Here is a 12506-nt window from a genome sequence, read left to right as displayed (position 1 = left end):
ATCCACCACGACGCCCCGCGACCACCTCGGTCGCGGGGCGTCGTCGTCAGACGGCGAGGTCGTCGAGCATGCGCCGCAGCCGCTTGACCGAGACCGGCCGGGACGTCCCGAGGTTCTGCGCCACGACGCTCACGCGCAGCTCCTCGAGCGCCCAGCGCACCTCCTCGACGTCGGCAGCGTGCCGACGCAGGTCGCCGAGCCCGTCGGTCCGGTCGTGGAACTCGGCCTCGAGCTCCTGCACGCGCAGCAGCTGCTCGTTCGCAGGAGTGGCCAGCCGACGCCGTGCTGCCTCGAGGTAGACGTGCAGACGCCGCACCTGGCCGACCCCGAGCTCGCGGACGAACCCCGGGTGGACGAGCCAGCTGAGCTGCACCCGCACGTCCTCCGCGGCCTCGCCCGGACCCTGGGGCTGCACCTGGGCGAGCTTCTCGAGGGCGCGCAGCACGTCGCGGAGCACCGCGGCGGTCGCGTCGTGCACCTCGGACCGGGCCTTCTCGCGCAGCGCCGCGAACGCGGCCTCGTCCCACACCGGGCCACCGTGCCGGGTCACCAGGTCGTCGAGTGCCGCGAGGCGGCAGTCGTCGAGCACGGCCGCGGCGTCCCGGTACGGGGAGGAGGCGAGCAACAGCTTCTGGCGAAGGTCGAGGGTGCGACCGAGCGACGGCGTGGTCGTGGGTGTGCCCAGGGCCAGCAGCCGTGCCTGGGCGCGCACCATGGCCACGTGCTGCTCTGCCTCGGTGTCGAGCACCGTGAGCGTCACCGAGGCACCGGCGTCGACCAGCGCGGGGTAGCCAGTCACCTGGCCCGCGGGAACGGTGCGCTCGATCGTGCCGACGTCCCACGACGTGATGCCCGTGCGCTCGGCCGCGGCGGCCACCTGCTCGAGGTCGCGACGCACGACGTCGCTCAGCTCGGCCCGCAGCGCCTCCAGGTCACGACCCCGCGCGATCTCGGCGCCGTCGTCGACCACGCGGAACGTGACAAGCAGGTGCTCGGGGACGGCTGAGAGGTCGAAGTCGTCGGGCGTGACGAGGGTGCCCGTGCGCTGCCGGATGCCGCGCACCAGCTGCTCCAGGAGCGGGCCACCCGAGGGGTCCAGCACCTCGACCAGCGCAGCGGCGTGGTCCGGGACCGGCACGAGCTCGCGGCGCAGACGCTTCGGCAACGAGCGGACGAGCGCGACCACCAGCTCGTCGCGGTGTCCGGGCACGTTCCACAGGAACTCGGCCGGGTCCACCGACAGCAGCGCGTCGACCGGGACGTCGACGATCACGCCGTCGGTGTCGCTGCCGGGCTCGAAGGCGTAGGACACCTGGTACTCGGCCGACTGCGACGTCCACGTGGTGGGGAAGTCCCGCTCCAGGTCGCCGACGTCGGCCAGGAGCGAGTCCGGGTCGAGGTCGAGCAGGTCCGGGGTCTCGCGCGAGGTCTTCTTCCACCACGCGTCGAAGTGCCGCACCGAGACGACGTCGGCCGGGACCCGTTCGTCGTAGAACGCGAAGAGGGTCTCGTCGTCGACCCGCAGCCCACGTCGCCGCACGCGGTCCTCGACGGCCTCCGCGGCCTCGATGCGCTCGGCGTTGCGCTTCACGAACCCGTGATGCGTGCGCCACTCGCCCTGCACCAGCGCGTGCCGGACGAACAGCTCGCGCGCCAGGACCGGGTCGTGGCGACCGAGGGGGACCAGCCGATCGACGACGAGCGGGATCCCGTAGAGAGTGACCCGCTCCTTGGCCATGGCCGCACCGCGGCGTGCCGACCAGTGCGGCTCCGCGTACTGGCGCTTGACCAGGTGCGGTGCGGCCTTCTCCACCCACTCCGGCTCGACGCGGGCCACGGTGCGCCCCCACAGACGTCCGGTCTCGACCAGCTCGCCGGCCACCACCCAGCGCGGAGGCTTGCGCGCGAGCGCAGAGCCTGGGAACACCATGAAGCGTGCGCCGCGTGCGCCGAGGAACTCCTTGGAGTCCTCCTGACGCACGCCCACGTGGGACAGCAGGCCGGTGAGCAGGGCACGGTGCACGTCGGCGGGGTCGGCGCCCACCTTCCCGGGCTTCATCCCGAGGTCGCGGACGGTGCGGCGCAGCTGGGCGTGCACGTCCTGCCACTCGCGGATCCGCAGGTAGTGCAGCAGCTCGTCGCGGCACAGGCGCCGGAACGCGCTGCTGCTGAGCTCGTCACGTCGCTCGCGCACGTACTCCCAGAGCACGAGCCAGGACAGGAAGTCCGAGTCGGGGCTGCGGAAGCGGGCGTGCAGCTGGTCGGCCCGTGCCTGGTGCTCGGCCGGTCGCTCGCGCGGGTCCTGGATGGACAGTCCGGCGACGATCACCAGCACGTCGGCGAGGCAGCCCTGGCGGTCCGCGGCCAGGAGCATGCGTGCCATGCGAGGGTCGGTCGGCAGGCGCGACATCGTCCGCCCGAGCCGTGACAGGCGCGGGCGTCCGTCCCGGCCCTCCTGCAGCGCGCCGAGCTCGGCCAGCAGCGCGCGTCCGTCGCCGACGGCACGGCGGTCCGGCGGGTCGAGGAACGGGAAGTCCTCGACGTCGCCGAGGTCGAGGGCGGCCATCTGCAGCAGGACGGATGCGAGGTTGGTGCGCAGGATCTCCGGGTCGGTGTACTCGGGCCGCCCGTCGTGGTCGTCCTCGGCGTAGAGCCGGATGCAGATGCCGTCCGCCACACGACCGCACCGTCCGGCGCGCTGGGCCGCGCTGGCCCGCGATACCGGCTCGATCGGCAGCCGCTGGACCTTCAGCCGCTGGCTGTAGCGGGAGATGCGGGCGTAGCCGGTGTCGACCACGTAGCGGATGCCCGGCACCGTCAGCGACGTCTCCGCGACGTTCGTCGCCAGCACGATGCGACGCCCCGGGTGCGAGGCGAAGATCTTGGCCTGGCCCTGGGCCGCCAGCCGCCCGTAGAGCGGCAGGATCTCCGTCTGGCGCCAGCGCAGACCCTCGAGGTGCGCCGCGGCGTCGCGGATCTCGCGCTCCCCGGACAGGAAGACCAGCACGTCGCCCTCGCGGGGGAGCTCGGAGATGGCCGCGGTGATCCCGTCGAGCATGCCGTCGTCGGGATCGGTGAGGGGGCGGTACCGCACCTCCACCGGGTACGTGCGGCCACTGACCTCGACGACCGGTGCGTCGTCGAACATCGCCGAGAACCGACCGACGTCGATCGTCGCCGAGGTGACCACGACCTTCAGGTCGGGACGACGGGGGAGCAGCTGCTTGAGGTATCCCAGCAGGAAGTCGATGGCGAGGCTGCGCTCGTGGGCCTCGTCGACGATGACGGTGTCGTAGCGGCGCAGGTCACGGTCGTGGTGGATCTCGCTCAGCAGCAGGCCGTCCGTGACCAGCCGGATCTGCGTCTCGCCGCTCGTGCGGTCGTCGAACCGGACGGCGTAGCCAACCTCCTGGCCCAGCTCGACCTCGCACTCCTGCGCGATGCGGGCCGCCACCGAGCGGGCCGCGATCCGTCGGGGCTGCGTGTGCACGATGCGTTCGCGGCCGAGGAGCCGCGCGATCTTCGGCAGCTGCGTGGTCTTGCCCGACCCGGTCTCCCCGGCGACGACCACGACCTGGTGGTCACGCAGGGCCTGGGCGATGTCGTCGGCCCGGTCCGCGATCGGCAGGCCGGGAGCGACCTCGATCTTCATCCCCCCGCCCATCAACGGAGTCCCAGCCGGTCGCCGAGCAGCAGGACACCGACGAAGGCGAACACGTCGAGCAGCGTGTGGGCGACCACGAGGGGCGCGAGGCGGCGGGTCCGGTGGTACCAGTAGCCGAACACCAGACCCATGACGAGGTTGCCGAGGCCCTGGCCGAAGCCCTGGTAGAGGTGGTAGCTGCCGCGGATCACGGCGCTCGTCCAGATGACGGCCCAGGGCCCCCAGCCGAGCTGGCGGAGCCGGGTGAAGAGGTAGCCGACCATGACGACCTCCTCCAGCACGCCGTTCTGGAAGGCGGCCAGGACGAGCACGATCGCCGTCCACCAGTACACGTTCTCGGGGACGGTGAGCACCTCGGCGGTCACGCCCAGCGCACGTCCTGCCAGGTAGAGCCCGATGCCGGGGAGCCCGATGACGGCCGTCAGGCCGATGCCCTCGGCCACCACGCGACGTCGGCTGCTGCCGGTGAGCCCCAGCCTGCGCAGCACGCCCGGGCCGTCACCGGCGAGCAGGAAGAGGGCGAGCGCGACGGGGACGAGCGCGAAGCCGATCCCGAGCAGCTGGTAGGTCACGTCCAGCCACTCGCGGTCGCTGCGCGAGGAGTTGAGGGTGGCGGTCGCGTCGCGCAGCGGCCCGCGGGTCAGGGCGGCCACCAGGCTGAGCACCGCGTACACCGCGGACTGTCCGAGGGACAGCCCCAGGACCAGCCAGACCTCGGCCCGGATGCGCGAGCGGCCCGGGGTGTGCGCCGCGGTCACAGGTCGTCGGTGGCGAAGGTGTCGCACTGGTTGGCGGTACCGCCCTCGTAGCCCCGCAGGAACCAGCGCTGGCGCTGCTCGCTCGAGCCGTGCGTCCAGGAGTCGGGGTTCACCGTGGCGCCCGAGGACTGCTGGATGTGGTCGTCACCGACGGCGGCAGCGGCCGACAGCGCCGACCGGACGTCGGCCTGCGTGAGTGGCTTCAGCAGGGTGTTGCCGTCCGCGTCCTCGGTGGTCGCGGCGTGGTGGGCCCACACCCCGGCGAGGCAGTCGGCCATGAGCTCGACCCGCACCCCGCCACCGGTCGCTCCGCTGCCCTCCTGCGCGCGTCCGAGCAGGCCGAGGACGTGCTGCACGTGGTGGCCGTACTCGTGCGCCACCACGTACTCCTGCGCCAGCGCGCCGTCGTCGGCCCCGAAGCGGCTCGAGAGCAGCTCGAAGAAGGTCGCGTCCATGTAGACGCGCTCGTCGGACGGGCAGTAGAACGGCCCCGTCTGGTTCGAGGCGGTGCCGCACGCGGACTGCGTGCTCCCGGAGTAGATGACCGTCTGCGCCGCTCGGTACTGACGGCCGACGTCGGCGGGGAGGGCGTCGTTCCAGTAGTCCTGGACGCTGTTGACGGTGCCGATGATCCGGCAGGTGTCGTCGCGGTTGGCGTCGGCGCCGGTCCGGCACTGGCTGAAGTCCTCGGTGGACTCCTCGCCCTGGGCGGCGACCTGGCTGGTGTCGAACGGGTTGCTCGACCCTCCCGTGACGCTGCTCAGGTCGACGCCGAAGAAGAGACCGATGAGCAGGACGACGATGCCGCCGACACCCCCGCCGATGACGGCCCCGCCGCGGGCCCGGCCCCCGGTGACCTGGCTGGTGTCGAGGCGAGCGCCCTCGTTGAAGCTCATGGCAGAAGTCTACGCAGCGTCATCAGCGACTCGGCGCTCTCGACCGGCCGACGCCCTCGCGCTCACCTACGCTCGGCCCGTGAGCACCTCCCTGACCGACCCCACCGGACCTGCGTTGTCGTCGGACCCCGCTGCCGACGAGGAGCGCCGTCGTGGCCTGCGCCGGATGCGGGTCGTCGCGACGTCGCTGCTCGTGGTCGCCGCGATCGTGTTCCTGCTGACGCGGGAGCGCGACGGCGCGTGGGGCTACGTGAACGCCGCGTCCGAGGCGGCCATGGTCGGCGCGATCGCCGACTGGTTCGCCGTCACGGCGCTGTTCCGTCACCCGTTGGGGCTGCCGATCCCGCACACGGCGATCATCCCGCGACGCAAGGCGTCGCTCGGGGCCAGCCTGCAGGAGTTCGTCACGGAGAACTTCCTGCGCCCGGAGGTCGTCAAGGAACGACTCGAGTCCGCCGAGCTGACCCGACGCACGGGTGTCTGGCTGGCCGACGGCGACCACGCGGCCCGGCTCGTGCGCGAGGGGTCGAAGATCACGGCCCACGCCCTCACCCGCGTGCGACCGGAGGACGTGGCCGCGCTCGTGGAGGAGGCGATCATCCCGCGTCTCGTCGAGGAGCCGCTCGCGCCGGTCGCCGGCAAGCTGCTGGGTGACGTCCTGGCCGAGCGCGCCCACGTGGGCATGGTCGACCTCGTCCTCGACGAGCTGCACGCGTGGCTGCTCGACAACGCCGACGAGGTGAGCGCGCTCGTGGGGGAGCGGGCACCGTGGTGGACCCCGCAGTGGGTCGACGAGCGCGTGGGCGCCCGCCTGCACCTCGAGGCCGTCTCCTGGGTGAGCGAGATCCGCAGCCAGCCCGACCACCGCGCCCGCCGCGCGTTGGACGGCTGGCTCGGCCGCCTCGCCGACGACCTGGAGGACGACGCCGAGACCCAGCAGAAGTTCGAGCGGCTCAAGACCCGCATGCTCAACCAGCCGCAGGTCACCCGCACGGGCGTCGCCGTGTGGGACGCCCTGCGTCGCGCCCTCATCGACACGCTGCAGGACGAGGAGGGGATGCTGCGGCGCCGCGCTCTGCAGGAGCTGCAGAACCTCGCCGTCCGCCTCCAGGAGGACGAGGCCCTCCAGGCACGCGGCGACCGGGTCGTCTCCGAGGCCGTCGCCTACATGGTCGACCACTACGGAGGCGAGGTCGCGACGATCATCTCCGCCACCGTCGACCGCTGGGACGGTGACGAGACGGCCCGCAAGGTCGAGCTGCACGTGGGTCGCGACCTGCAGTTCATCCGGATCAACGGCACCGTCGTCGGCGGTCTCGCGGGCCTGGTCATCCACACGGTCTCCCACCTCGTCTGAGCGGGGGTGGGGGTGCTGGGCGCTCACGGACCGGCTGGTACAGTTCCTGACTGCACCACGGATCCTCAGGGTCCACGTCCGGGTGGCGGAATTGGTAGACGCGCTAGCTTGAGGTGCTAGTGGCCCGATAGGGCTGTGGGGGTTCAAGTCCCCCCTCGGACACGTTGAAGGGACCGGCCCACTGGGCCGGTCCCTTCGTCGTTCCGCATCCGCCCGGCGCAGACGACGACCTCAGTGCTTGAACGGGTTGAACGTCCTGCCCAGGACGTACTGGAGGCGGAACGGCACCGGCCGCATGCCGTGGGAGAGGACCTTGTTGACAAGGCCGGGCACGCACACGGGCTTGCCTGCGTTGACCGACGCCCACCCGGCGCGCACGACCGCCTCGGGCTCCTGCCAGAGGACGGACGGAAGCGCGGAGGCGGCCTCCGCGCTTCCCATCGTCTGGTGGAACTCGCTGTGGGTGAACCCGGGGCAGAGCGCCGTGACGTGGACGCCGAAGGGCTTGAGCTCCATGTCCAGCGCCTGGGACATGTCGAGGACGTAGCTCTTGATGCCGGTGTAGAGCAGGCTCTCGCCGGGCGGGGCGAAGGCCGCGAGGGAGGACAGGTTGACGATCCGACCCCAGCGCCGCTGCTTCATGCCCGGGACGACGAGGTGCGTCAGCTCGGTCACGGCGGTCACCATCACCTGGAGCTCGGCAGCCAGCGAGTCCCACGGGGTCTCGGCGAAGGCGGTGCTGCCCGACATGCCGGCGTTGTTGACGAGGACGTCGACGACGAGTCCCCGGTCCTCGACGAACGCCATGATCGCCCTTGGAGCGCCCGAGTCGCTCAGGTCCGCGGCGAGGACCTCGCAGCGCACGCCGTGGGCGTCGGTGAGCTCCTGGGCGAGCTCGTCGAGCCTGTCCTTGCGTCGGGCGACGAGGACGAGGTCCAGACCCTCGGCCGCGAGGGTGCGGGCGAAGGTGGCACCGATGCCGGCGGATGCTCCGGTGACGAGTGCGGTACGGGTGGGAACGGTCATGAGGTCTCCTTCGAGCGGGTCGGCGTCGGGGGTACGTGTCGCAGGAGGAAGGCGAGCTGGTCCGAGACGACCGTCTCGAACAGGGGCTCGACGTAGGGATCGAAGTGGCCGCCGTCGTAGACGTGGACGGTGGACCGTCGGATCGTGGCCGCGGCCCGCTCCGCGACACGTCGGGGAGTGATCGCGTCCTGCGAGACGATCTGGACGAGCGCCGGGCACTCGATGCCGGCCGCCCAGCGGCGAGGTGAGTACGCGCCGATGCTCAAAGCGATGCGTGCCGCGACCGTTCGGGGATAGGCGTCCTCCGACAGGCCGGACTCGTGCACGAGCCGGAGCATCCCGGCGTAGGCGTCGGGGGAGGTCATCATCGCGGTGCGGCCCGGGACGTCGACGCTCGCGATGTAGACGGGGTCGCGGCCCAGTCGAGCACCGACGACGTCGCGGACGCCCGGCACGACGGCACGTAGGGCGGCGCGCAGCCCGGTCGACCTGACAGCGGCGGGGCCACTGACGTGGGGGACCTGGGCGATGATCGCCGCCAGAGGCTCTCCCTGCCCGGCGATGGTGATGACGTGGCCACCGGCGAAGGAGGTGCCCCACGCCACGATGCGACTGCGATCGACTCCGTCGAGGGACCTGGCGTGCCCGAGGGCCGCCCGCCAGTCCTGGTGCTGCATGGCGATGTCCAGCACCTGTCGTGGCTCGCCGTCGCTCTCACCGAAGCCGCGGTAGTCGAAGACCACGACGACGTACCCGGCTGCGACGAAGCGCTCGGCGTAGGCGTAGAGCCGGAGCGCACGCACCGACCCGAACCCGTGGGCCATCACCACGACGGGACGCTCCTGCGTCGCGCCGGACGGTCGGTACACCCGAGCGGCACAGCGGGTGCCAGAGGAGTCGAACCATTCCTCCGACGTCGTGAAGGCGTCGCTGGACGCGACCATGGTGGGCTCCTCGTCTGCGGCGGTGTGTCTTGAACAACGATCAAGACCGTACTTGGTTCTTGAACGGCGTGCAAGATACAGTGACGCATGCCTCGGAACCGCCGCCCCCGTGATCGCGAGGAGAAGTCCACCGAGATCGTCGTGGCAGCAGCGACGCTGTTCGCCGACGACGGGTTCGAGAACACGTCGATGGCCAAGGTCGCCCGTGCCGCCGGGGTCACCACCACGACCATCTACTGGTACTTCGAGGACAAGGACGCCCTCCTGGTGGCGGTCCTCGACCATCTCCTGGGGCAGGCGCTCCAGGGCGCGGAGGAGCACGTCGAGCAGCCTTTGACCGATCGGCTCCTGTGGGTCGTCGAGCGCCTCACCAGGCAGAGTCGGCTGGTGACGACCGTGCACTCGCTGGCCACCTCGTCCCCGAGGGTCGAGGCGTGGCACTCCGCTTTCCACGAGCTGACGGACGCCATCCTCGCCGACGGGTTGCGGCACGCAGGCGTTCCCGAGACCCAAGTGCCCGCGATGACGCGTCTGGGGGTCTTCGCCGTCGAGGGACTGCTCATGCATCCGCTGCCGGTCGAGGAGCAGCGCGCCGTCCTCGACGCGTTCTCGAACGGACACCGAGGTCGCTGAGCTCCGGTACCGTCGCGTCGGCGCCGCGGGTCCGGGCTCAGCCCTCGGACCGGGAGCGGATCTCGCTGCGCCGATCGACGATCTCGGCGGCCACCTCGCTGAGCTTGACGTTGCGGCCCTGGGAGAGACGCGTGAGGTAGGCGAACGCGGACTCGGCGTCGATGTCGAAGACCGTCATCAGGACTCCCTGGGCCTGTCCGATGGTGGTGCGGTTGTCGACGGCGCGCATGAGGTGGGCGCGCTCCTGCGCCGCGGCGAGGGCGACGGACGCGTGGGCCCCGAGGACGCTGAGGGCGTCCACGTCGCTGGTGCTGAAGGCGTCGCGGCGCCGGGCGTACACGTTCAAGGAGCCGTAGCGCCGGTCGCCGACGGCCAGGCGCACGCTCAGGGAGCTGGAGTAGCCGCGGTCCTCGGCGTAGACACCCCACTGCGGCCACCGGGGGTCGTGGGCCGCGTCGCCGGTGAAGAGGACGGAGGTGTCGGTGCGCACCACGTCGAGGCACGGTCCCTCGTCCAGCTCGGCCTGTCGGGCGTGCGCCTCGTTCACGACGCGTGAGGTGCTGACCGGAGTCTCGATCCGTCCGCGCGCTCGCAGGAGCAGGATGCCCGAGTCGTCGGCGTCCACGGCCCGACAGGCGTACTGCCCGATGCTCTCGAGAGCCTCCGTGTCGGTCTGCGGACTCAGCTCCACCGCCATCGTGGAGAAGAGCTGCTGGAGTTCCATGGTGTCGACCTCCGCTGGCTGGGTCCAGGGCACCGGGCCCGGCGCCTGGAGGGCGCCCACGAGCGCGGGCACCACCGGGCACGTACCCGGTGAGGACCGGAACTCACGGTGCCGATCGCAGGAGCCTCGTCGCCTACACCGACAGCGCGCGGACGTCCTGGCTGATCCCCTCGTCGGTGGTGCGCAGGAACACGACGTGGCCGAACTCGAGGTGGGACCAGTCGTCCTCCTCGTCGGTCAAGGGCTCGGAGGCGAAGATGGCCGACGTCGCCTCCTCGGGCGAGTACTGCCCGAACCCGTAGGTCCCGGCGTCGTGCTCGAAGTCGCGTCCCGCCGACAGGTACATCGGCTCCAGCAGCATCGACAGGGCGAAGTCGTCGGTACCCGGTCCGGCCTTGCGCAGCTCGCGCCAGTCGCCCTCGGGCGCGGTCTCGCCCTGGTGCCCGAGACCGGCGTTGACGCCGATGATGCGTCCGGGCGCGACGAGCGCCATCTTCAGCTTCGTCAGAGCCGGGAGGTCGAGCGTCTCCATCGCCTTGGCCACGAGCCGCAGCAGCTCCTCCACCGCGAGCTGCACGCCGTCGTCGCTGTCGTCACCGAGCAGGGACAGCAGGAGCACGTACAGGAACTCCGTGTCGGTGGTCCCGCGCATCTGGCTGAGGAACTCGTCCTTGCAGTGCTGCAGCAGCTCACGCTGCAGGAGCTGCCAGCCGGGCAGGTCGCCGTTCTGGGCGATGATCCACGGGGCGCCGCGGAACGAGAAGGGATGGCAGTTCTCGTCGGCCAGCACGCAGCTCGCGTCGTAGTCGGCGGCCCGCACGTGGGCCAGCAGCGTGCTGGCCTGCAGGCTGGGGACGATGCCGGGCGCGTTGTCGTCGTAGAACGCCGCCATCGGCCGGTGGTAGAGCAGGGGCTCGTCGGGCTTCAGCAGGTGCTCGCTCCAGATGCCGAACCCCCAGCCGGCCAGCTGGAGCTGCGGGTGACGCTCCGGGTCGAGCGACTGGTTGACCAGGCTGTTCTCCGGCGTGAGCAGCAGGCTCTCGACGGGGACCTCCGGCCCGATGTAGGCGAGAACTCGGCACATGGGCGTCCCTCACTGGTGATCGGCTCCGGCGAGATGTCGCCGCGGATGCGGCGCGTCCGATCGGGCGCGAGCCTCCGAGCCTACGGCTCGGAGCAGATCCTGCACGTCGCTGCGCGCCGCACGAACGAGCGCCCCTGACGACCGTGGTCGTCAGGGGCGGCCGCGCTCGCGCTCAGTCCTGCGTGCGCTCGTCCTTCTTGGCCTCGACGAGGTCGTCCAGCACCTCGGCGTCGGCGTGCGCCTCGGTGGCGGCCTCCTTGGCCTTCTTCGCCTCGTCCAGGCCGGCCTTGGCCTTCGTGCGAGCCGCCTTCTTCTTGGCCTCTGCGGCGGTGGCGACACGCTTCTTGCGCTGCTCGACGGTCTCGGTGCGGCGCGCGGCGACCTCGTCGGCGGCGACCTTCTTCTCCGACGCCTTGGCCTGGGCCTTTCGTGCGGCCTGCTGCTTGCCCTGCTCCTCCGCCCTCGTCGCCTCGGTGGCGCCGGAGGCGACGCGCTCGGCGGCCGCCTGACGCTTCCGCTCGGCCTCGCGGCGACCGTCGGCGGCGACGCGCTCGGCAGCCGCGCGACGCTCGTCGGCCTGCTTCTGGAGGCGGGCGGCCTGGACGAGGGCGTCGACCCGCTCGATGCGGGCGGTCCCGCGTGCGGCGAGGGCGTCGTGGTGCAGGAGCGTCCCGGCCGCGCGGTCAGCGGTGCCGATCGTGCGGTCCACCGTCAGGCGAACGGCCGACGACTCCGGCAGGCGCGACGTCAGTCCCCGGTCGATCACGGTGAGGGGCAGTCGTGCTGCTGCGTAGGGCAGGGCGATGAGGGTGCTGATCATGGTCATCCTTGGCTCGGGTCCTGGTCGCGCAGCTGCGCGGCCTGTCGTGCGGCGGCGTCGGCCTCGCGCTCGAGACGCGCTCGGTCCTCGGCGGCCTGACGCTCGGTGGTGGCGGCGTCGGCGGCCAGCGCCTCGGCGTCGCCCACGGCCGTCTCGGCCAGGTCCTCGGCGCGCTGCTCGGCGGCCTGACGCCCGACCGCCTCCTGCTGCGCCGCCTCGTGCTCGGCGGCGACGTGCTGCTCCTGGCGCTCACGGTCGACGGCACGCTGGGCGGCGTCGGCCTGGTCGTTCGCGGCCTCCTGGTGCGCCGCAGCCTCGTGGTTCGTCTCCCGGAGCTCGCGAGCGGCCTCCTCGCGCTTGGCGTCGGCGACGGCCTTCTCGGCCACGGCGTCCTTGCGGTGGGCGGCCTCGGCCTGCTGGAGCTGGCCCTCCTCGGCGAGGTCGTCACGGCCCGTCACCGCACCGACGACCTCCTTGGCCTTGCCGGCGATGTTGTCCAGCAGGCCCTCGCGGGCCTCGGCTGCTGTGTCGTCCTTGTCGTGGGTCATGGGGACGACGTGCCCACCCCGCCCCGAACCATGCAGTCCTTCACGTGTGACC

11 protein-coding genes and 1 tRNA gene are annotated in these 12506 nt (G+C 71.8%); 3 read left to right on the top strand and 9 right to left on the bottom strand.

The window, feature by feature from the left end; genetic code table 11:
• Positions 1 to 46 precede the first annotated feature (46 nt).
• The 3 genes from hrpA to ASF37_RS00785 are packed head-to-tail and all read right to left on the bottom strand — an operon-like array spanning position 47 to position 5318.
• Positions 47 to 3652 (bottom strand): ATP-dependent RNA helicase HrpA, encoded by a 3606-nt coding sequence (gene hrpA, locus ASF37_RS00795; RefSeq protein WP_056578556.1) that lies wholly within the window; start codon positions 3650 to 3652, stop codon positions 47 to 49.
• A gap of 11 nt (positions 3653 to 3663) precedes the next feature.
• A complete protein-coding gene (locus ASF37_RS00790; protein ID WP_055968129.1) occupies positions 3664 to 4422 on the bottom strand; it encodes a CPBP family intramembrane glutamic endopeptidase in 759 nt (252 codons plus the stop codon).
• On the bottom strand, positions 4419 to 5318 hold the full coding sequence (locus tag ASF37_RS00785) for a neutral zinc metallopeptidase (protein ID WP_055968133.1): 900 nt from the start codon (positions 5316 to 5318) through the stop codon (positions 4419 to 4421). Before ASF37_RS00785 ends, ASF37_RS00790 begins: the two co-directional genes overlap by 4 nt.
• A 79-nt stretch (positions 5319 to 5397) precedes the next feature.
• Here ASF37_RS00785 and ASF37_RS00780 point away from each other — a divergent pair, with 79 nt between their 5' ends.
• Together ASF37_RS00780 and ASF37_RS00775 are read left to right on the top strand one after the other, a co-directional pair.
• Entirely contained in the window at positions 5398 to 6675 is a 1278-nt protein-coding gene (locus ASF37_RS00780; protein WP_056554590.1) for a DUF445 domain-containing protein, read from the top strand.
• Positions 6676 to 6751: 76 nt separating this feature from the next.
• A tRNA-Leu gene (locus ASF37_RS00775) sits at positions 6752 to 6837 on the top strand.
• Positions 6838 to 6906: 69 nt separating this feature from the next.
• Here the strand turns inward: ASF37_RS00775 and ASF37_RS00770 are convergent.
• Together ASF37_RS00770 and ASF37_RS00765 are read right to left on the bottom strand one after the other, a co-directional pair.
• A complete protein-coding gene (locus ASF37_RS00770) occupies positions 6907 to 7701 on the bottom strand; it encodes an SDR family oxidoreductase (protein WP_056578553.1) in 795 nt (264 codons plus the stop codon).
• Entirely contained in the window at positions 7698 to 8645 is a 948-nt protein-coding gene (locus ASF37_RS00765) for an alpha/beta hydrolase (protein WP_056578550.1), read from the bottom strand. Before ASF37_RS00765 ends, ASF37_RS00770 begins: the two co-directional genes overlap by 4 nt.
• Before the next feature lie 87 nt (positions 8646 to 8732).
• On the opposite strand from ASF37_RS00765, the gene ASF37_RS00760 reads away from it, so the two are divergent.
• Positions 8733 to 9278: a TetR/AcrR family transcriptional regulator gene (locus ASF37_RS00760; RefSeq protein WP_055968147.1), complete on the top strand. Its 546-nt coding sequence runs from the start codon at positions 8733 to 8735 to the stop codon at positions 9276 to 9278.
• 37 nt (positions 9279 to 9315) lie between these two features.
• Here the strand turns inward: ASF37_RS00760 and ASF37_RS00755 are convergent, their stop codons facing one another.
• From ASF37_RS00755 to ASF37_RS00740, 4 genes are all read right to left on the bottom strand, one after another.
• Positions 9316 to 10002, bottom strand: coding sequence for a GAF and ANTAR domain-containing protein (locus tag ASF37_RS00755; RefSeq protein ID WP_156364789.1), 687 nt, complete (start codon positions 10000 to 10002; stop codon positions 9316 to 9318).
• Between the two features lie 133 nt (positions 10003 to 10135).
• Positions 10136 to 11086 carry a class II glutamine amidotransferase gene (locus tag ASF37_RS00750; protein ID WP_056578548.1) on the bottom strand — a complete coding sequence of 317 codons (951 nt, stop codon included), beginning with the start codon at positions 11084 to 11086 and terminating at the stop codon, positions 10136 to 10138.
• Between the two features lie 172 nt (positions 11087 to 11258).
• Positions 11259 to 11906, bottom strand: coding sequence for a hypothetical protein (locus tag ASF37_RS00745; RefSeq protein ID WP_056578544.1), 648 nt, complete (start codon positions 11904 to 11906; stop codon positions 11259 to 11261).
• Between the two features lie 2 nt (positions 11907 to 11908).
• The gene (locus ASF37_RS00740; protein ID WP_055968160.1) at positions 11909 to 12454 is read right to left on the bottom strand and encodes a hypothetical protein; all 546 of its coding nucleotides are present in this window, start codon (positions 12452 to 12454) and stop codon (positions 11909 to 11911) included.
• Between the last annotated feature and the right edge of the window lie 52 nt (positions 12455 to 12506).

This window comes from Aeromicrobium sp. Leaf289, assembly GCF_001423335.1.
In the GTDB taxonomy this organism is placed as follows: domain Bacteria; phylum Actinomycetota; class Actinomycetes; order Propionibacteriales; family Nocardioidaceae; genus Aeromicrobium.
The sequence above is the reverse complement of the archived record's forward strand: the minus strand, read 5'-3'. Positions and strand labels throughout refer to the sequence as shown.